Source organism: Oscillibacter sp. (genome assembly GCF_032018205.1).
Classification (GTDB): domain Bacteria; phylum Bacillota; class Clostridia; order Oscillospirales; family Oscillospiraceae; genus Oscillibacter.
In genome coordinates, this window is sequence record NZ_DALZOY010000007.1 from 108,113 (window position 1) to 127,498 (window position 19,386).

16 protein-coding genes are annotated in these 19,386 nt (G+C 58.2%); 11 read left to right on the forward strand and 5 right to left on the reverse strand.

Annotation, left to right across the window (positions count from 1 at the left end; all coding sequences use genetic code 11):
• The first annotated feature begins 6 nt into the window (after window positions 1–6).
• The 6 genes from xdhB (at window position 7) to RTU96_RS07380 (ending at window position 5,292) form a co-directional block, all read left to right on the forward strand.
• Window positions 7–888, forward strand: coding sequence for a xanthine dehydrogenase subunit XdhB (gene xdhB, locus RTU96_RS07355; RefSeq protein WP_312635889.1), 882 nt, complete (start codon window positions 7–9; stop codon window positions 886–888).
• The gene (xdhC, locus tag RTU96_RS07360; protein ID WP_312635890.1) at window positions 888–1,400 is read left to right on the forward strand and encodes a xanthine dehydrogenase subunit XdhC; all 513 of its coding nucleotides are present in this window, start codon (window positions 888–890) and stop codon (window positions 1,398–1,400) included. The genes xdhB and xdhC overlap by 1 nt, the downstream gene beginning before the upstream one ends.
• Window positions 1,401–1,443: 43 nt before the next feature.
• Window positions 1,444–2,055, forward strand: coding sequence for a cytidylate kinase-like family protein (locus RTU96_RS07365; protein WP_312635892.1), 612 nt, complete (start codon window positions 1,444–1,446; stop codon window positions 2,053–2,055).
• Between the two features lie 397 nt (window positions 2,056–2,452).
• On the forward strand, window positions 2,453–4,693 hold the full coding sequence (locus tag RTU96_RS07370; RefSeq protein ID WP_312635893.1) for a heavy metal translocating P-type ATPase: 2,241 nt from the start codon (window positions 2,453–2,455) through the stop codon (window positions 4,691–4,693).
• 13 nt (window positions 4,694–4,706) lie between these two features.
• A complete protein-coding gene (locus RTU96_RS07375) occupies window positions 4,707–5,033 on the forward strand; it encodes a metal-sensing transcriptional repressor (RefSeq protein ID WP_312635894.1) in 327 nt (108 codons plus the stop codon).
• Between the two features lie 61 nt (window positions 5,034–5,094).
• Window positions 5,095–5,292, forward strand: a complete 198-nt coding sequence (locus RTU96_RS07380; RefSeq protein WP_312281790.1) for a heavy metal-associated domain-containing protein — start codon at window positions 5,095–5,097, stop codon at window positions 5,290–5,292.
• Window positions 5,293–5,430: 138 nt separating this feature from the next.
• Here the strand turns inward: RTU96_RS07380 and RTU96_RS07385 are convergent, their stop codons facing one another.
• Window positions 5,431–6,804 carry a trypsin-like peptidase domain-containing protein gene (locus tag RTU96_RS07385; RefSeq protein WP_312635896.1) on the reverse strand — a complete coding sequence of 458 codons (1,374 nt, stop codon included), beginning with the start codon at window positions 6,802–6,804 and terminating at the stop codon, window positions 5,431–5,433.
• Window positions 6,805–7,018: 214 nt separating this feature from the next.
• Between RTU96_RS07385 and RTU96_RS07390 the strand changes: the two genes are divergently transcribed.
• The 3 genes from RTU96_RS07390 to RTU96_RS07400 are packed head-to-tail and all read left to right on the forward strand — an operon-like array spanning window position 7,019 to window position 10,806.
• On the forward strand, window positions 7,019–8,605 hold the full coding sequence (locus RTU96_RS07390; protein ID WP_312635898.1) for an FAD-dependent protein: 1,587 nt from the start codon (window positions 7,019–7,021) through the stop codon (window positions 8,603–8,605).
• Between the two features lie 58 nt (window positions 8,606–8,663).
• Complete coding sequence (locus tag RTU96_RS07395; RefSeq protein ID WP_312635899.1) at window positions 8,664–9,626, forward strand: D-2-hydroxyacid dehydrogenase; 963 nt, start codon at window positions 8,664–8,666, stop codon at window positions 9,624–9,626.
• A 1-nt stretch (window position 9,627) separates the two neighbouring features.
• Complete coding sequence (locus tag RTU96_RS07400) at window positions 9,628–10,806, forward strand: iron-containing alcohol dehydrogenase (RefSeq protein WP_312635901.1); 1,179 nt, start codon at window positions 9,628–9,630, stop codon at window positions 10,804–10,806.
• Window positions 10,807–10,891: 85 nt separating this feature from the next.
• Here the strand turns inward: RTU96_RS07400 and proS are convergent, their stop codons facing one another.
• The 3 genes from proS to RTU96_RS07415 all read right to left on the reverse strand — a co-directional run bounded on the left by proS (window position 10,892) and on the right by RTU96_RS07415 (window position 14,883).
• A complete protein-coding gene (proS, locus tag RTU96_RS07405) occupies window positions 10,892–12,331 on the reverse strand; it encodes a proline--tRNA ligase (RefSeq protein WP_312635902.1) in 1,440 nt (479 codons plus the stop codon).
• Between the two features lie 108 nt (window positions 12,332–12,439).
• The gene (locus RTU96_RS07410) at window positions 12,440–13,804 is read right to left on the reverse strand and encodes an MATE family efflux transporter (RefSeq protein ID WP_312635903.1); all 1,365 of its coding nucleotides are present in this window, start codon (window positions 13,802–13,804) and stop codon (window positions 12,440–12,442) included.
• Between the two features lie 125 nt (window positions 13,805–13,929).
• A complete protein-coding gene (locus tag RTU96_RS07415) occupies window positions 13,930–14,883 on the reverse strand; it encodes a LysR family transcriptional regulator (protein WP_312635904.1) in 954 nt (317 codons plus the stop codon).
• A gap of 320 nt (window positions 14,884–15,203) precedes the next feature.
• Here RTU96_RS07415 and megL point away from each other — a divergent pair, with 320 nt between their 5' ends.
• Entirely contained in the window at window positions 15,204–16,400 is a 1,197-nt protein-coding gene (gene megL, locus RTU96_RS07420; protein WP_312635906.1) for a methionine gamma-lyase, read from the forward strand.
• A gap of 179 nt (window positions 16,401–16,579) precedes the next feature.
• On the opposite strand, the gene RTU96_RS07425 is transcribed toward megL, so the two are convergent.
• Window positions 16,580–17,212 (reverse strand): flavin reductase, encoded by a 633-nt coding sequence (locus RTU96_RS07425; RefSeq protein WP_312635908.1) that lies wholly within the window; start codon window positions 17,210–17,212, stop codon window positions 16,580–16,582.
• A 226-nt stretch (window positions 17,213–17,438) separates the two neighbouring features.
• Here RTU96_RS07425 and ade point away from each other — a divergent pair, with 226 nt between their 5' ends.
• Window positions 17,439–19,163, forward strand: a complete 1,725-nt coding sequence (gene ade / locus RTU96_RS07430; protein ID WP_312635909.1) for an adenine deaminase — start codon at window positions 17,439–17,441, stop codon at window positions 19,161–19,163.
• Window positions 19,164–19,386 lie beyond the last annotated feature (223 nt).

Below are 19,386 nucleotides of genomic sequence, written 5' to 3' on the forward strand. Positions count from 1 at the left end.
GACGATATGTATGACATGAAAGCCCTTTACGAGGCAACGACCGTGGAAGAGGCCGTCTCTCTCCGCACGGAGCATCCGCAGGCCCAGATTATCGCCGGCGGGTCCGACGTGCTGGTCCAGATGCGGGAGGGAAAGCGGGCCGGTGCGGAGCTGATTTCTATCTATGGCATTGACGCTCTGCGGGGCGTTTGTCTGGAAGAGGACGCCACGCTGCGCATTGGCTCCCTCACCAGCTTTTCCCACATTACCAAGCACCCCCTAATTCAGCAATACGTCAACGTGCTGGGTCAGGCGGTGGATCAAGTGGGCGGCCCGCAAATTCGCAACATCGGCACCATCGGAGGGAACACCTGCAACGGCGTGACCTCCGCCGACTCCGCCGCCACGCTGTTCGCCTGGGACGCGGTGATTGAGCTGACCGGGCCGGAGGGCGTGCGCCGCCTGCCCATCCAGGAATTTTATATCAAGGCCGGTAAGGTGGATATCCGGGAGGGCGAAATTCAAACCGCCGTCCTGATTCCCCGGGGGAGCTATGAAAACGCCTATGGCCACTATATCAAATACGCCATGCGCAACGCCATGGACATCGCAACGCTTGGCACCTCCGTAAACGTGCGGCTGTCTGCCGATAAAAAGACCGTGGAGCGGGCACGGGTGGCCTTCGGCGTGGCAGGTCCGATTCCCCTGCGGGCCGAAACAGCGGAGAAAACCGCAAATGGTCAGCCGGTATCCGAGGAATTGGCCGAGCGGTTTGCCCAGGCGGTGAAAGAGGACATCAACCCCAGAGACAGTTGGCGCGCCAGTCGGGATTTCCGACTGCACATCGCCGTGGAAAGCGCCAAACGTGGATTTATTGAGAGTGTTCGGCTGGCGGGAGGTGCGCTGTGATGGAAAAGCATGTAATGCAGTATAAACCCGTCCGTTTCACCCTCAACGGCAAGGAGGTCGAGCGAGTGGTGGACACACGGGCGTCCTTGACGGATATGCTCCGCAACGATTTCCGCATGACCTCGGTGAAAAAAGGCTGCGAGGTGGGCGAGTGCGGCGCGTGCAACGTCCTTATCGACGGCGAGGCATTCAACTCTTGTATTTACCTTGCGGTTTGGGCGGATGGCAAGTCCATCCGTACGCTGGAGGGCCTACTGGGTCCCAAAGGCGAGCTGGCCGACATTCAGCAGGCCTTTGTGGACGAAGCCGCCATTCAGTGCGGCTTTTGCTCCCCGGGCTTCATTCTCACCGCCGTGGAGATTCTGGAAACCGGCGAGGAATATACGGACGACCAGTTGCGTAAGCTGCTTTCGGGCCATCTGTGCCGCTGCACGGGGTATGAAAATATCCTGCGGGCAGTGAAAAAGACGATGTACCGCAGGCTGGGAAAACCCATACCCGAAGGAAACTGACCCAACCAGCCAAGCGTTGCCGCAAGAGAGGGGAATCACTTTTATGAGAACCGTCGTCACCATCGGCCGCCAACTTGGCAGCGGGGGCCGGGAAATTGGCCTGCGCCTTGCAAAAAAGCTGGGGATCCCCTTCTATGACAAGGAGCTGCTGCGCAAGGCGGCGGAAGAGAGCGGCCTGAACGAAAAACTGTTCGACAGCTTTGACGAACGCCCAAAAAGCCTGCTGTATTCCATCGCCATGGACTCCTACATGTTTGCGCTGCCGGGCGCAGGCGTCAGCGATTCGCTGGAGCAGCAAGTATATCAGGCCACCTTTGGCGCTATCCGCCGCGCTGCGGACGACGGTCCTTGCGTCATCATCGGCCGCTGTGCGGACTATGCGCTGGAGAATCGGGACAACGTGTTGAACCTGTTTATCCACGCGCCTTTGGATCGTCGGATTGCCGTGGAGGCCCGGCGGCAGAAGCTGGAAATAGAGCAGGCCCGCCAGCAAATTCTGCGGACAGACAAACGCCGCGCCAGCTACTACGAGTATTACTCCGCCAAAAAGTGGGGCGCTGTGGACAGCTACGATTTCTGTCTGGACAGCAGCATTTTCGGGTACGAGGGCACTGTGGAGCTGATTGAAACTTTGATTCGGATGAAGGAACGCTGATAAAATCCGCAGTAAAATTTGCCATTCTGAGAAGCCGTTGGCTTTACCCGTGGGCAAAGGATTAGGGCATTAAAAAGGCCGGAGCAAATTGCTCCGGCCTTTTTTCGCATTTGGGATATCTGCACGCAGGAAGCATCCCATCCCATATCAAGCAGCCCAACGGCCATGCCCGTTCCGTGACCAGCTGACCACACCGCCCGAAAGCGTCCCCGGCAAGCAGCCTTTTCCCCAAATCTCCGTAAAGCGGGTGAACTGCTTTATTTCGGGGCAGACTGCGCATAGAAAGTTCCTCAAAAACAAAAAACGCCCTTGACATATACCCCCACAGGGTATATCATGAGGGTGTAAAAGAATACCCCAAGGGGGTATATTCCCCAAACAGAGAAAGGAGCCAATTATGCGCAAGGAAGCTTATAATATCATCGGTATGCACTGCGCAGCGTGTAGCTCGTCCGTGGAAAGGGTGACCCGGAAGCTGCCGGGAGTTTCCCGCAGCGAGGTAAATCTTACCACCGGTGTGCTGTCTATTGAATACGACGAGGGCCAAACCGCGCCGGAGGACATCGTCAAAAAGGTGGAAAAGGCGGGCTTTGGCTGCAAACCCAAGGAGGAGCGCGGGCAGACCAAGCCGAAGGAAGAGATTGACGAAGGCGCGCTGGAGCTTCAACGCACCAAGCGAAACCTTATCGGCGCGATCATCACTACGGTGATTTTGCTGTATGTATCCATGGGACAGATGCTGCCCACGCCCCTGCCCCTGCCGGACATTCTGTCCATGGGGTCCCATCCGGTAAACTACGCAATCACGCAGATTCTTCTCACCATCCCAGTGCTGTGGTTCGGGCGGAGCTATATGATCAGCGGTCTGAAAGCCCTGTGGCACCGCAATCCCAATATGGATTCTCTGGTGGCCATCGGCAGCACCTGCTCATTTTTGTACTCCCTTGCCATGACCTACCTGATTTCCGACGTTCCCCACCACGTCCATCACCTCTACTATGAGTCCGCGGCCGTGGTGCTGACCCTGATCATGGTGGGTAAATTCTTAGAGAGCCGCAACGTGCAGAAGACCAAGGGTGCGATTACCCGACTGATGGACCTGCGTCCCGATGTGGCGATTATGGCGGAGAACGGCACAGAAGTGCCCACCGCCTCCCTAAAGGCCGGAGACCTGATTCTCGTAAAGCCCGGCGCAAAAATCGCCGCCGACGGCACCGTAACTAAGGGCGAGAGCAGCGTCAACGAGGCTATGCTCACCGGCGAGAGCCTGCCCGTTGAAAAAGCGGAGGGCAGCTCCGTCATCGGTGGCAGCATCAACGGCGACGGGGTGCTGTACGTCTCCGTAACCCGGGTGGGCGAGGATTCCACCCTCTCCAAAATCATTCGCTTCGTGGAGGATGCACAGGGAAAAAAGGCCCCCATCTCCCGCGTGGCGGACAAGGTGGCAGGAGTATTTGTCCCGGTGGTGATCGTGATTGCAATATTGGCCGCAGCCGCATGGCTCATTGCGGGGCAGGACTTTCCCTTTGCCCTGCGGGTGTTCACCACCGTGCTGGTCATCGCCTGCCCCTGCGCGTTAGGTCTTGCCACGCCCACCGCCATCATGGTGGGAACCGGCCTTGGCGCTTCCAACGGCATTTTGATCCGCAGCGGCGAGGCGCTGGAAATCACTCATAAGACCTCCGCCGTGGTGCTGGATAAAACCGGCACCGTTACCGAGGGAAAGCCTGCGGTGACGGAGATTCTTCCCCTCGGCATAGAAGAAAATCAGCTTCTGGCGCTGGCGGCGGGCGTAGAGTCTGTGTCTCAGCACCCCTTGGCCTCCGCCATCGTGGAGGAAGCCAAGCACCGGGAACTGCCCGCACTGGACGCGCCGGAGAAATTTGAGAACCTGTCCGGCCGGGGCCTGCGGGCCGAGACGGCCCACGGTACCGTCCTTGCGGGCAACCGCAGGCTGATGGAGGAGTCCGGCGTGGACCTGACGGCACTGGAAGCAGACGCGGCGCGGCTGTCCGCGCAAGCGCAGACGCCCATGTACTTTGCAAAAGACGGAACTCTGCTAGGCCTGATTTCCGTGGCAGACCGTGTAAAGCCCTCCAGCGCGGAGGCCATCGCTGCCCTCAAGGCCCAAAACATCCGCACTGTGCTCCTCACCGGCGACAACCGTGCCGCCGCCGAAGTCATCGCCGCCCAGGTGGGCGTGGACGAGGTGGTGGCGGAGGTTCTGCCGGAAGAGAAGGCCGGAATCATCCGCCGCCTTCAGGAAGAGGGCCAGACCGTGATGATGGTAGGCGACGGCATCAACGATGCGCCCGCTCTTGCTCAAGCGGACATCGGCTGCGCCATCGGAAACGGCAGCGACGTAGCCATCGAGTCCGCACAGGTGATTCTCATGCGGGGCGACTTGAAGGACGTGGCCCGGGCCATCCGGCTCAGCCGCCTGACCATCCGAAACATCAAGCAAAACCTGTTTTGGGCGTTTTGCTACAACACCGTGGGCATCCCCATTGCCGCCGGCGCCCTGTATCTGAGTCACGGACTACTGCTCACCCCAATGCTGGCGGGCGCGGCAATGTCCCTCAGCTCCATCAGTGTGGTGGGCAACGCCCTGCGGCTGGGCCGCAGGAAGCTGCTGTAAGGAGAATTTGCAAATGGAGGAAAAGAAGTGCCCCGACACCGGGGAAAACTGTATCTGCTGTACACGCCACAAGCACCGGGAACCCGCCGAGGCGGACGCTCTGCTCCGTCGCCTGAACCGCATAGAGGGACAGGTGCGGGGCATCCGGGGAATGGTGGAAAAAGAAGTCTACTGCACCGATATTCTCACGCAGGTTTCGGCGGTGCAGGCCGCGCTAAACGCCTTTGCCCGGGAACTGCTGGGCAATCACGTAAAAACCTGCGTGGTGCAGGACATTCAGTCCGGACGCACCGAGGTGGTGGACGAACTGATGAACACCCTGCAAAAGCTGATGAAGTGAACGGCCCGCGTTTGCGGACCGCAAGCGATAAAACAAATCAAATCATAAAAAGGAGACATGTATGATGAAAACCATTTCCGTACCTGACATGATGTGCGAAAACTGCGTCCGCCGTATTACGGAGGCCCTGACCAAGGCAAGCCTGAACTTCGAGGTTTCTCTGGAGAATAAAAATGTGACGGTGGACGGCGACGAGAACTCCGTGAAGACCGCCGTGGGCGAACTGGAGGATTTGGGCTTTACGCCTGAAGCCGTCTAAAAAGGAACTTTATCTCTTAAGATAGAACATGGGCGCGGCCGATTGGCCGCGCCCATGTTGCTTTCCCCTCCAAGCCGTCCGGCACGCAAAGGCCGAGGGCGGAAGCAAAGCTTCCGCCCTCGGTTTATTCTGATTCGGTTAACGGTTATACCCGCCGTTAAAGAAGTAGTTGAAGAGGTCTTCCATGCTGCCGCCATTGCTGTTGCTCCCATTCTGGGGTGTCTGCTGCGTCTCCTCCTGCTGGGAGGATTGGGTTCCCTCGCTGTCGGCGGGTACGCTGTCCCATGTGATCTCCACTGTCTGATACCCTCCCGCCCGGTAGATGGTAAAGGTAGAGGTATCTCCGGCGGAATAGGTCTTCTTCAAAGCCACCAGATCCTCCGAGGTGGCAATGTCGGTATCGTCCACCTTGGTAATCACGTCGCCCATTTTCAGTCCCGCCTTGTCGGCGGCGCTGCCCGCCTCCACGGAGTAGACAAACACACCCTTGGTCACGTCATAGCGGTACTGCGCCGCCATCTGGGCGGTCATAGTGCCCTGATTGATGCCGAGATAGGGCTTATTGGTGACATAGCCGTTGGTCATGATGTCCTGAATCATCGCCAGCACGTCGTTCATGGGGATGGCAAAGCCCAGACCCTCCACGGATTGGCTGGAATAAGAGGAGTACTTGGCGGACACGATACCCACCACTTCGCCGTACTGGTTGAACAGAGGGCCGCCGGAGTTGCCGGGATTGATGGACGCGTCGGTCTGAATCATGTTAAAGGGGGTGCCGTCCACGTTGATGGCCCGGTTCACGCTGGAAACCATTCCGCCGCTCATAGAGAAGGTGAGGTCGCCCAGCGGGTTGCCCACCGGCAGCACATGGTCGCCCACGTTCAGCGTATCGCTGTCGCCCATGGTCACGGGCTGAAGCGCCGAAGCGTCAATTTTTAAAACCGCAATGTCATACTGCTGGTCGCTGCCGATGATCGACGCGTCATAGGTATCGCCGTTGTAGAGCGTCACCTTCACGGTATTGGCGTTGGCCACCACATGCTGGTTGGTGACGATATAGCCGTCGGCGGTCAAGACAAAGCCGGAACCGGCGGAGGCTGTCTCTACGCTCTGCCCAAAGTAATTGGTCCCCGAACTTCCTGTGGTGCTGATGGAAACCACGGAGTTGACGTTGGAGGCGTAAACCTCCGCGTCGGTCATGGCGTTCTTCCCATCCACCGCCTTGACGGAGACGGTGGCGGCAGTGCGGTTGGACATGTACACATCGGTGGAATTTCCTCCGCCGGAACCGCTCCACACGGCCACCCCAGCCCCCGCCGCGCCGCCAAGTAAGGCGCAGCTCAGGGCCAGAGCCACAATTTTCGCGCCCCCGCGGTTCTTTTTCGCTTTTTTCCCGGGGCCATCGTCCCGGCTCTCCCGGTACGGGGCGTCCACTGCGATCCGGGCGTCTCCCGGCTCGCTGCCGTCTTTGCGATAAGTGTAATGATACAGATTCTTTTCGTCGTTATACATGATAATTTCCTCCTGACGTATATTTCCCGTCGTCTCCTGCCTGTTTTATGAAACAAGTATCACAAAGAGACATGTCATACAAATGAACGGGATATAAAAAATTTTTAAAGCATAAACAGGCGATCCGCCGCGCATTTGCGGCACTTCTTTCTTGCACCTTTGAGGGAAGTATAGTATGCTTAGCTTAAAACAGTATGAAAGGACGCAGAAAAGTTTGCTGAAAATAGAAGGACTGAAACAGAGGCCCGGACGGAGCCTTAGAGAACTGGTGCGGGAAGCCGCCCGTATTTTGCGCGTCGGCGAGCATGAAATCAAAAGCATCCACATCCTGCGCCGCAGCGTGGACGCCCGGGAAGACCCGGAGCTGGTTTATACCGTGGCTGTGGAGACAGCAGAGGAAGACAAGCTCCTGCGCCGCAGCCGCAATGCGAAAGTATCCCGCTATATCCCCTCCCCCGCGTATGCCCTGCCGGAGCCCATGTCGCCGTCGGCGACCCCGCCGGTGGTGGTGGGCGCGGGACCGGCAGGTCTGTTTGCCGCACTGCTGCTGGCCCGGGCGGGCCCGCGGCCCATTTTGCTGGAGCGCGGCAAGCCTGTGGAACAGCGGCAGGAGGACGTGGAGCGATTTTTTCAAACCGGAGCGCTGGACCTCCAGTCCAATATCCAGTTCGGCGAGGGCGGCGCGGGCGCTTTTTCAGACGGAAAGCTGAACACCGGCACAAAGGATGTCCGCCACCGCTTCATTCTGGAAGAACTGGTTCGCTTTGGCGCACCGGAGGATATTTTAATCGACGCAAAACCCCATGTGGGCACGGACATGCTCCACATTGTTCTCAAAAATCTGCGGCATGAGCTGCTGGGCCTTGGGGCTGATCTTCGGTTTGTGTCCCGGCTGACGGGTCTGCAAACAGAAAACGGCGTTCTGTCCGGCGTTAGCGTGGAGGGCCCGGACGGCGCGTATTCCCTTCCCTGCGCCCAGCTTCTTCTGGCAATCGGTCACTCCGCCCGTGACACCTTTGAATCGCTCCTTGCCGCGCAGATTCCCATGGAGGCAAAGCCCTTTGCCGTGGGCGTGCGCATTGAGCATTTACAGGCGGACATGGACGGGGTACAATATAAAAAGTATGCAGGCCATCCGGGTCTTCCCGTGTCCTCCTACAAGCTCTCCTGCCATCTGCCGGAGGGCCGGGGCGTTTTCTCCTTCTGCGTCTGCCCCGGCGGGCAGGTGGTGGCCGCCGCGTCGGAAGAAGGCCGGTTAGTCACCAACGGCATGAGCCGCTTTGCCCGGGACGGGGAAAACATCAACGGCGGATTGCTTGTAAACGTCACACCGGAGGATTTTGGCGGGGATGGTCCCCTTGCAGGCGTTACATTCCAGCGCAAGCTGGAAGATGCCGCCTTTGCCGCAGGCGGGAGTGGATACCTTGCCCCGGCCCAGCGGGTGGAGGATTTTCTGGAAAACCGCCCCTCGCAAGGTCCCGGCCGTGTGAAGCCCACCTATCGCCCGGGCGTGAAATGGACAAACCTGCGGGAATGCCTTCCCGGCTTTGTGTGCGACGCGCTGGCTCAGGCAATGCCCCTTCTTGACCGGAAGCTTCCGGGCTTTGCCGCTGGAGATGCGGTTTTAACCGCCGTGGAGAGCCGCAGCTCATCCCCCGTGCGCATCCTGCGGGACGAGACGCTTCAAAGCCCGCTGCGGGGCCTGTACCCCTGCGGTGAGGGGGCGGGATATGCCGGCGGAATCCTCTCTGCCGCAGCGGACGGACTTCGCTGCGCTGAAAAAATGATTGAAGCGCTGTAACAGCGCCCCTCATAAACCAAGAACTCTTTACACTGTAACCTTTCAAGGAGGAATGAAAATGAGCCGTATCATCTGTGTTGTCAATGAATTCATCACCGAAGCCCACAAGCGGCAAATTGACGCCGTGGCTGAAAAGCACGGCTTCTCCGCCCGCTATTACCTCACTAAGGAGGACGCCGCCGGTCATCTTGAAGACTGCGAGGTGCTGTTTGGGCACTGGCGCTCCCTGTTGGCGGAGGCTCCGGGCCTGAAGTGGTACTGCTGCTCCTACGCGGGCGTGGACCCCTATCAGCCGCCGTTTCATTTTCCGGAGAGCGTGCTGCTCACCAACTCCTCCGGGGCCTACGGCGTGACCATCGCGGAGCATATTCTGATGGTAACACTGATGCTCCAGCGGAAAATGCCGGACTATACCCGCATCATCCGGGAGCGCGGCTGGACCAACGACCTGTCCATCCGCTCCATTCAAGGAAGCCGCCTGACCATACTTGGCACGGGCGATATCGGCACCACCTTTGCAAAGCGCGCCAAGGCACTTCAGCCTGCCAGCATTACCGGCGTGAACCGCAGCGGGCGCAGCCCCGACGGAGTATTCGACCGGGTGGTTCCCATGACGGAGGTGGACTCCGTTCTTCCGGAGACGGACATTCTGGTGATGGCCATGCCCTCCACCCCGGAAACCATTGGCTTTATGACAAAAGAGCGCATCTCTCTGCTGCCCCCGGACGCAATTCTAGTAAACGTGGGCCGCGGCTCCGCCATTGATCAGGAAGCCCTTATGGACGCTTTGAATACCGGGAAGCTTGCCGGTGCGGCGCTGGACGTGATGACGCCGGAGCCTTTGCCTGCGGACCATCCCCTGTGGGACACCAAAAATCTGCTGCTGACGCCCCATGTGGCGGGCAACATGACGCTGGGCTATACCTGCGATATGACAGTATCCCTGTTCTGCGAGGATTTGGAAAATTATGCGACGGGCAAGCCCCTCGCCCGTCTTGTAGACCTGTCGAAAGGATATTGATATGGAAAACTTTGCGTTCTACTCCCCCACCCTGTTTGCTTTTGGCGACGGAGAAGCCCGGCGCTCCGGAGAATTGGTTCGCCAGTTCGGCGGCCACAAGGTTCTGCTGGTAATCGGCGGCGGCTCCGTGAAGCGGAACGGGTCCTACGATGCGGTGACGGCCTCGTTAAAAGAGGCCGGAATCCCTTACAGTGAGCTGTCGGGCATTCAGGCCAATCCCCGCAGCGGGAAGGTCTACGAAGGCATCGACCTCTGCCGCCGGGAGGAGTGCGACTTTTTGCTGGCCATTGGCGGCGGCTCCGTTATCGACACAGCAAAGGCCATTGCCATGGGCGTACCTTATGACGGTGATTTCTGGGACATCTTTGCCGGCAAGCATTCGATTGAAACCGTTTTGCCCGTGGGCGCGGTACTGACCATCGCGGCGGCTGGGTCCGAGGGATCCGATAGCTGCGTCATCACGCTGGAGGAAGGCAACCTGAAATGGGGCTGCCCGAAATCAGACCTGATCCGGCCCAAATTCTCTGTTCTGGACCCCAGCTATACCTGCTCCCTTCCCGCCTATCAAACCGCCAGCGGCGTGACGGACATGCTGGCCCACATTATGGAGCGGTACTTCACCAACACCAAGGACGTGGACATAACCGACCGGCTGTGCGAAGCACTGATGAAAACCATTATTGCCGCCGCGCCTAAGGCCCTTGAAAACCCGGGCGACTATGCCGCACGGGCGGACCTGATGTGGGTGGGAATGTTAGCCCATAACAATACCTGCGGCGTGGGTCGCGAGCAGGATTGGGGCAGTCATCAGATTGAGCACGAGCTTTCCGCGCTTTATGACTGTGCCCACGGCGCTGGTCTTGCGGTGGTCATGCCCGCATGGATGGAGTACGTCCTGCCCCACGATGTAAACCGGTTTGTCCAGTTTGCGGTGCGGGTTTGGGACTGCGACATGGATTTTGCCCATCCCGAGGTGACCGCCAAAGCTGGCATCGTTCGGTTCCGGGCATTTTTGAAGTCCATCGGGATGCCACTCACCCTGTCGGAGATCGGCGCCAAGGCGCAAGACATTCCCGTCATGACCGCCCATCGCGGGGAGAAGCCCGGCGGCTTCCCCTTCGGCGGATTTGTGAAGATCGGCCCTGAAGAAATGACCTCCATTTTGCATCTGGCGGAGTAAGCCGTTTTATAAGAAAGTTCCCCCCATTGCGTTTCACGCAATGGGGGGAACTTTTTCTTCTATGATTCGTTGGAACGCTTTGGCCTTAATAAGCCACGCCCCAGAAAATATCGGTTTTACAGGACTTGCCGCACACGGGACACACACCCTCTGTTCCAGACTGAACCAAAGGCATACAGCGGGAAGTAACGCCCGCCTGCTCCTTCATCGCCACCTCGCAAGCCTCGTCACCGCACCATTTAGAGCGGAGGAAGCCGCCCTTGCCCTCGGCAATGGCCTTTGCCTCGGCGGGAGACTTGATATCAAAGGTATTGTCTTCCCGGTTCTTCAGGGCCATGGCATACATATTGTCGTGAATTTCGTCCAGCAGCTTTTTCGCCGCCGTCTCCAACTCCGCAAGAGGAATGAAGACTTTCTCTCCTGTGTCCCGCCGGGCGGCGACGCACTGGCCCTTTTCGATATCCTTAGGGCCGATTTCTACCCGCAGAGGCACGCCCTTCATCTCATACTCGGCAAACTTCCAGCCGGGGGAGTTGTCGGAATCGTCCAGCTTCACCCGAATACCCGCGTCCGCAAGACGCGCGCGCAGCGCCTCCGCCGCTTCCAGCACGCCCTCTTTATGCATCGCCACGGGAATGACCACTGCCTGAATGGGAGCCACCTTGGGCGGCAGCACCAGGCCGTTGTCGTCTCCGTGGGTCATGATAAGCCCGCCGATGATGCGGGTGGACAGGCCCCAAGACGTCTCGAAAGGATTGGTGAGCCGGTTGTTTTTATCCGTGAAGGTGATATCAAAGGCCTTGGCAAAGCCGTCTCCGAAATAGTGGCTGGTGCCGCCCTGAAGCGCCTTGTGGTCGTGCATCATGCACTCGATGGTGTAGGTGGATTCCGCCCCGGCAAACTTTTCCTTCTCCGTTTTCTGGCCACGGATGACAGGCATGGCCAGCGCATCTTCGCAGAAGGAGGCATAGCACTCAAGCTGACGCTCCGTCTCCTCCACGGCTTCCTCCGCCGTGGCGTGGAGGGTGTGCCCCTCCTGCCACAAAAACTCCCGGTGGCGCAGGAAGGGGCGGGAGGTCTTCTCCCACCGCAGCACACTGCACCACTGGTTATAAAGCATGGGTAAGTCTCTCCAGGAATGAACCACCCGGCTCCAGTGGTCGCAGAACAGCGTCTCGGAGGTGGGGCGGATGCACAGCTTTTCCTCCAGCTTCTCGCTTCCGCCCATGGTGACCCACGCGCACTCCGGCGCAAAGCCGGAAACGTGGTCTTTTTCCTTTTGCAGCAGCGACTCGGGAATCAGCATAGGCATGGAGACGTTGGTATGACCCGTCTTCTTAAATTCCCCGTCCAAAATGCGCTGAATGTTCTCCCAGATGGCGTACCCGTATGGCCGCAGGACGAACATTCCCTTCGTGCTGGTATAGTCGATCAGCTCCGCCTTTTTGCACACATCGGTGTACCACTGGGCGAAATCCGTGTCCCGGGACGTGATGGCGTCCACCTGTCTCTTGTCCTGTGCCATGTTCTTCATTCCTTTATATTTGTAATAATTGCAACCGCGCGTTGCATTTTCACCGAATTCTTATTGTATCCAGTCCGGAGGAAATTGTCAACTGCTTCCCGGCAAACGTCACGCCCCGGCTGCTTCTTCCGCCCGCTTCATCTGCCCCAGCACGCGAAGCATCAGCGGCACCGCCACGGCAAAGGTCAGCACGTCGGCCAGCGGCTGCGCCAGCATCACGCCCCAAAGCTCCATCAGCCGGGGCAGCAACAGCACCGCAGGGATGAAAAACACCCCCTGCCGCGCCCCGGCCAGAAGAGTAGCAGGGCCGGTGTCCCCAATGGTTTGCAGCGTCATGTTGCTGAACACCACCCAGCCTGTCAGCGGGAAGGTGGCACACTGGAGCCGCAAGGCCTGCGCCCCCACAGCCACCACCTCGGGATCGTCCCGGAACAGGGCAATCAGCTCCGGCGCGAAGAGAATGCCCAGCGCGCCCATCACCGTTAAAAACCCGGTGCCCCACTTTACGCAAAACCAAAAGCCCTGCCGCACTCGGTGATAGAGCTTTGCTCCGTAGTTAAACCCGCACACAGGTTGAAAGCCCTGCCCAAAGCCAATCAATGCGGAGCCGCCGAACACCATCACCCGTGTCACCACCGCCATGGCGGCAATCACCGCATCGCCATAGCCCCGGGCCGCCCGGTTCAGGCTGACCACCGCAAGACTGATCAGCCCCTGCCGTATCAGGGACGGCAATCCGCCTCTTGCAATTTCCCGCAGGTAAAACAGCCTGAGTTTGGCCTGAGAAAAGCGGGGCCGCAGGTTGCCGCCCCGACCGCTCTGCCACAGCAGCAGGCAGAACCCAGCAAACTGACTCAATACCGTTGCCAGCGCCGCCCCCGCCACGCCCATATCCAGTACGAAGATGAACACGGGATCCAGAATGACGTTCAGCACGGCCCCGGAGGCGATGCCCACCATTCCGTAAGCCGCGCTGCCCTGAAACCGAAGCTGATTGTTCAGCACCAGAGACGCCGTCATCCACGGCGCGCCGATTAAAATGATGCGCATATAGTCCTTTGCGTAGGGCAGGATGGTGGGCGTTGCGCCCAGAAGATCCGCCAGCGGCGTGAGGAATACCTCTCCCAGCAGGCAGAGCACCCCGCCCGCCATCAGAGACAGAACAAACCCCGTGGAGGACATTCTGTGGGCCTCCTCCCCATTCTGCGCGCCCAGCTTTCGGGAAATATAGTTTCCCGAGCCGTGTCCGAAGAAAAAGCCCACGGCCTGAATCACCGCCATCAGGGAAAACACCACGCCCACCGCCGCCGTGGCGCTGTTGCTGCCCAGCTTTCCCACAAAATAGGTGTCCGCCATGTTGTAAACCGCCGTCACCAGCATACTGACGATGCAGGGTACGGCCAACTCGCCGATCAACCGCCCCACGGGCTCCGTGGTCATCCGGTTGAATTTTTCCTCCTGTCGTTCCTCCACGTTCTGTTCCTCCTGTTTTTTACTTGCGGGGCTTTTGCCCCGTCTGCCTTCTTTGCACCACCACCCGGAAAGAACCAGCCTTCCTTTGCGGCGTGGGTTCCTCTCCGGCGTGATCGCCGGTGGGATTATGCCCGCCGGGCCTGAAGGTCGCGGGTATAGCTTGCGGCGTCGGCTGCGGATTCCGCCAGCAGGTCCAAAAACCGCTCCGCCTGCGCCGTTGTCTTGGTGTTTTTTGCCCGAATCCAGCCCAGCCGAACACAGCCACGCCCTTCCAACGGAACGGAAATCACCCGCTCGTCGCTTAAGCCCGCGGTGAGAAGGCCGCTGCCGGTGGTAAACGCGTCGGTTTGCGCCAGCACCTCCATCATTGCCGTGCGGCTGTTGACGCACACGGTTTTATTGGGCTTTTTATCGGTAAGAAGCTGGTATTCCTCGGAAAAATCCGCCGCCGCGCCCTGATCGTGCTCAAAGCAGGCGTAGGGATATTCGAGAAGCTTTGTCTCGGTCATGCCTTCGCAGGCGGTCAGCGGATGGTCCCGGCGCAGATAAACGCAGGGCGGCACCGCCGCCAGCTCGTGAAACTCCACGTCCTGATCGTCCATCCGGCGGCGGATAATTTTTTCCGTCAGATCCGAGAGGAAAATCACCCCCACATCCGCCCGGTGTTCGCATACATCCTGAATCACCGCGTCCATCCCCGTTTCCCTGATGGAAAGACTGTACCCCGGCGCGTCCATAGCTTTCAGCAGACGCAAAAATGCGTCCTCCGCAAAAGGATAGCGCTGGGTGGACACAGCAAAGCGCACGGGAGCGGGTGCAAACCGGGCGCCGGTATACAGGCGTTCAATCCGCCGCTTCTGCTCCATCAGAGAGACGGCGTGGGTGACAAATTCCTCGCCCTCCGGCGTAAATTCCACACCTCGGTTGCTGCGGCTGAAAAACTGAATGCCCAGCTCCTCCTCCAGCTCCCGGATAGCGGCGGATATTCCGGACTGAGAGAGAAACAGCTTTTGGGCCGCCTTGTTGATGGAGCCGCACCTGCTGACCTCCACCACATAAGAGAGCTGCCGGAATGTCATAAGACTCCCTCCTCTTCAATCGGCTTGCTCCCTTTAGTATAAAAATTTTCGGTAACCTTGTCAATTCATTATCGGAAAAACTGGCAACTGATTTTCGGAAATACGCGCTAACGCCTTTTCCAAGAATCTGCTATATTGTTGTTAAGAAATATAAAAAAATCTCTTACTTCAAAAAATATATAGCTATATTTCATAATCTCCATGCAAATTTGTCGTCTTTTCGGGGCGGCTGCCGATTTCCTCCGTCCCGCTGCGACAGAGCGCTTTTTTGTCCGCCGCCAGCTTGCCCGCTCTGCGGGCCGTCAGAAAGGATGGTAATTATGAAGCATGAACAGAAGCTCGGTTTCTCCACCCGCCAGATTCATACGGGGAAGGAAGTAAACAGCGCAGGTTCCCTCTGCGCGCCCATCTATCAAACCTCCACCTTTTCCTTCACCTCCGTGGAGCAGGGCGGAGCCCGGTTTGCCGGAAACGAAAGCGGCTACATATACACCCGCCTGGGCAACCCCTCCCTGACGCAGGTGGAGGCAAAGCTGGCCTCTTTGGAAGGGGGCGAGGCGGCGCTTGCCGCCGCTTCCGGCATGGGATCCATCACCACCGCCCTGTGGACCTCCGTTGTGGCGGGGGACGAGATTCTGGCGGATGAGACGCTGTACGGCTGTACCTATGCCCTTTTAAGCCACGGGATGCCCAAATTCGGGGTTCATGTGACCCTCACCGACTTGAGTCACCCCGAAAACCTGAAAAAGCACCTGACCCGCAACACAAAGGTGGTCTATTTTGAAACGCCCTGCAACCCCACCATGAAGGTCATCGACATTGCCGAAATTGCCCGGATTGCCCATGAATTCAACCCCTCCATTCGGGTCATCGTGGACAACACCTTCTGCTCTCCCTATCTCCAGCGCCCGCTGGAATTGGGGGCGGACGTGGTGGTTCACAGCGCCACCAAATACATCAACGGCCACGGTGACGTGATCGCGGGCTTTGTTGTGGGCAGCGCGGACTTCATTGGTCAATGCCGGATGTTTGGCCTGAAGGACATGACCGGCGCGGTGCTGAGTCCCTTCGACGCATTTTTAATCAACCGGGGCCTGAAAACCCTCAGCCTGCGCATGGAGCGCCACTGTGCAAACGCCGCGAAGGTGGCGGAGTTCCTTCAGGGCCATCCCGCGGTGTCAAAGGTCTATTATCCCGGTTTGGAGGATTTTGATGGTCGTGAAATTGTCCAAAAGCAGATGAAGCTGCCCGGCGGCATGATGGCCTTTGAGCTGAACGCTGACCGCGCCGCCACCGCCGCCGCATTGAACCGATTGGAACTATGCGTCATCGCCGTGTCTCTGGGAGACGCGGAGACGCTAGTGGAGCATCCTGCCTCCATGACCCATTCCACCTATACCCAGGAGGAGCTGAAATCCGCCGGAATCAGCGAGGGGCTTGTCCGCATCAGCGTGGGGCTAGAGGACCCTGAGGACATCATCGCGGATTTCAAGGCCGCGCTGGATACCCTCCTCTGAGATTAGACCAGATAAACCGCCAACAGGAGTTTTTTAGGCGGTATTGCTCCCCACACACGAAAAGAACCGCAACATACAAGGGACTGAGGAAATATATTTCCTCAGTCCCTTGTTTTGCAGCGCCAAAGGACGGCGTGCTTTATTTTAAAAGATCCGTAAAATGGGTTTTTCGTCTCTCTTTAGTCGTTGGGAACAAATTTACTTGCCGGAGCGTGGCACACCGGGCAGATATAGTCCGGAGGCAGCGTCTCGCTCTCGTAAATATAGCCGCACACGGTGCAGCGGAATCCCTTGCCAACCATCTCGCGCACCACCGTGGCCGAGGGGGGCGCGCTCTTGCCGCGGTTGGAAAATTCCTTCAGCGTCATCATCTCTCCGCCGTCAAGAATCTCAGCGTCCACAGCCTCCCCAACCAACAGCACATAGCTTCCGATTTCCAGCTTGTCCACCACGCGGCAGCTCACGCGGGACACCATATGCTCCGCAAGATAGGGGTTTCCGTTCTCGTCCGTCTTCGGCTCAAAGGCGGCGAACTTGTCTCCAACACGGCCGGATTTATAACCGAAGGTATTGATGATCTCCTCTGGGCAGTCCTTCCCCAGCAGCGTCACAGAGAAAACGCCGGAAGCAAGAATCGCCTCGGTGGTGGAGTGATCCTTATTCAGCGTGACGGTGAAGCGGGGCGGACGGGAGGAAGTAACCTGCGCGAAAGAGGTGACGATGCAGCCTTGCCGCTTGCCGTCCGCGGAGGTGGAGATGAGATACATGCCGTAGTCCATGGCCTCATAGGCTTTTGCGTTTATTTTTGCCATAAAAACGCTCCTTTCCTTTGCCGATCCCGGCGGTCCATTCGTATATTGACTGATACTAATATAGCAGACCCTTCATATTTTTGGAAGTAGCGAATGCAACAAAAAACTTTTCCCGTTTTCTCTATGGACAAATGCGCGTTTTGCGCGTATACTTTCTTAAAATCATCACCATTATCTCAATTACTTTCTGAGATAAGTAAATTTAATATTGAAAAGGAGTGGTTCCATGTCTGAGAGCTATGCGGGCAAAATCAACCGAAAGCTGCTGAAGAAACGGCGCATCATCGAGGCCGCGTCCGGCCGCGAAAAGGCGGATCTGGTGCTGAAAAACGCAACCTATGTCAATGTGTTCTCCAACGAGCTGTGTCAGGCGGACATCGCCGTGGCCGAAGGGCTGATTGTGGGCATGGGCAGCTATGAGGGCGAAATTGAGGCAGACATGACCGGCAAAATCGTCCTGCCCGGCTTTCTGGATGCGCATATCCATCTGGAAAGCTCTCTGGTCAGTCCCCGCGAATTTGTGAAAGCGGTGCTGCCCCACGGCACTACCACCGTCATCACCGATCCACACGAGATTGCCAATGTCATGGGGACCGACGGCATTGAGTATATGCTTCAGGCCACAGAGGGCCTGCCGGTGGACGTGCGGTTTATGCTGCCCTCCTGCGTCCCCGCCACGCCGTTAGACGAATCCGGGGCGATTCTGGACTACCGGGCCATCGACTCTTTTTACGACCATCCCAGAGTGCAGGGTCTTGCGGAAATGATGAACTTTGTGGGCATCATCAACGGCGACGAGCAGGCCGTTGAAAAAATCGTGGCGGCGCAGGCTCATCACAAAAAGATTGACGGCCACGCGCCGGACCTTCAGGGCAACGATTTGAACGCCTACATCGCCGCCGGGGTCTATTCCGACCATGAGTGCCACGATTTGAGCGATGCGATTGCCAAACTCCAGCGGGGCCAGTTCATTATGATTCGGGAGGGCACCGCCGCCCGGAATTTGGAAGCGCTGATTCCCCTCCTTTGCGACAAATACGCCGAGCGCTGCATGTTCTGCACCGACGATAAGCACCCCAACGACCTTTTGGAAAAGGGCCATATCGACTACATCGTCCGGCGGGCCATCGCCCTGGGGGCGGACCCCATCACTGCGGTGAAGGTGGCCTGCCACAACGCCGCGCGGTACTTCCTTTTGAACAACCGGGGCGCCATCGCGCCGGGATACCTGGGGGACTTTGTGGTGATTGACAGCTTCGAGTCCTTCCAGATTGAGAAGGTCTATAAGCGGGGCGAGTTAATGGTGGAAAACGGCGAACTGCGGGACTTCCCCGCGCCAATCATCGAACCGTATCTGGTGGAGCGGGCACACAGGACCTTCCATGTAGGAACGCTGACGGCGGAGGACTTTGCGGAAAAGCGCCCCCGGGGCATCATTGGCATGGTCCCCGGCGAGATCACCACGGTGGACGCGGGCTACTCCGACCGCATTGACACGGAGTATGACGTGCTGAAGCTTGCCGTGGTGGAGCGGCACAAAAACACCCACCATATCGGCATCGGCTACATTCAGGGCTACGGCCTGAAATCCGGCGCGGTAGCTACCTCCATCTCCCACGATTCCCACAACATCATTGTTGTTGGCACCAACGAAGCAGATATGGCCGCAGCGGTAAACCGGGTGGTGGAGCTGAACGGCGGCATTGTGGTGCTGGACGGCGGGGCCTCCGTTGCAGAAGTGCCTTTGTCCATCGCAGGCATTATGAGTGAGGAGCCTTTGCCCGAGGTGAACCGCAAGCTGGAAGACGCTAAGGCGAAGGCATCAGCTCTCGGCGTCTCCGACGGGGTAGACCCCTTCATGACCCTCAGCTTCATGGCTCTGCCGGTCATTCCGTCCCTGCGCATCACCACCCGGGGCGTGTTTGATGTGAGCCGCCAGACCTACGTATAAGTGCATCGGCACACAAATCAATCCCGCCGCGCGGACAAGGGCGCAAGCTTTTGTCCGCGCGGCTTTTTCTCTACGTAAGCCGCGCCAAGAATTGCTCCTTTTCCCGCCGCTTCAGCGGTCATTTTGACGAAAATGCAGGATAAATCATTTCTTCCGCCATTTTTAGCTTTTCATACGGGATGTTTTGTGCTACATTAAAACACAAGTTTAAAAAGGCCCGCTG

Bases quoted from the DNA above. Each gene is read 5' to 3' on its own strand.
- xdhB (WP_312635889.1), top strand. From the start codon at position 7: ATGTATGACATGAAAGCCCTTTACGAGGCAACGACCGTGGAAGAGGCC.
- xdhC (WP_312635890.1), top strand. From the start codon at position 888: ATGGAAAAGCATGTAATGCAGTATAAACCCGTCCGTTTCACCCTCAAC.
- RTU96_RS07365 (WP_312635892.1), top strand. From the start codon at position 1,444: ATGAGAACCGTCGTCACCATCGGCCGCCAACTTGGCAGCGGGGGCCGG.
- RTU96_RS07370 (WP_312635893.1), top strand. From the start codon at position 2,453: ATGCGCAAGGAAGCTTATAATATCATCGGTATGCACTGCGCAGCGTGT.
- RTU96_RS07375 (WP_312635894.1), top strand. From the start codon at position 4,707: ATGGAGGAAAAGAAGTGCCCCGACACCGGGGAAAACTGTATCTGCTGT.
- RTU96_RS07380 (WP_312281790.1), top strand. From the start codon at position 5,095: ATGATGAAAACCATTTCCGTACCTGACATGATGTGCGAAAACTGCGTC.
- RTU96_RS07385 (WP_312635896.1), bottom strand. From the start codon at position 6,804: ATGTATAACGACGAAAAGAATCTGTATCATTACACTTATCGCAAAGAC.
- RTU96_RS07395 (WP_312635899.1), top strand. From the start codon at position 8,664: ATGAGCCGTATCATCTGTGTTGTCAATGAATTCATCACCGAAGCCCAC.
- RTU96_RS07400 (WP_312635901.1), top strand. From the start codon at position 9,628: ATGGAAAACTTTGCGTTCTACTCCCCCACCCTGTTTGCTTTTGGCGAC.
- proS (WP_312635902.1), bottom strand. From the start codon at position 12,331: ATGGCACAGGACAAGAGACAGGTGGACGCCATCACGTCCCGGGACACG.
- RTU96_RS07415 (WP_312635904.1), bottom strand. From the start codon at position 14,883: ATGACATTCCGGCAGCTCTCTTATGTGGTGGAGGTCAGCAGGTGCGGC.
- megL (WP_312635906.1), top strand. From the start codon at position 15,204: ATGAAGCATGAACAGAAGCTCGGTTTCTCCACCCGCCAGATTCATACG.
- RTU96_RS07425 (WP_312635908.1), bottom strand. From the start codon at position 17,212: ATGGCAAAAATAAACGCAAAAGCCTATGAGGCCATGGACTACGGCATG.
- ade (WP_312635909.1), top strand. From the start codon at position 17,439: ATGTCTGAGAGCTATGCGGGCAAAATCAACCGAAAGCTGCTGAAGAAA.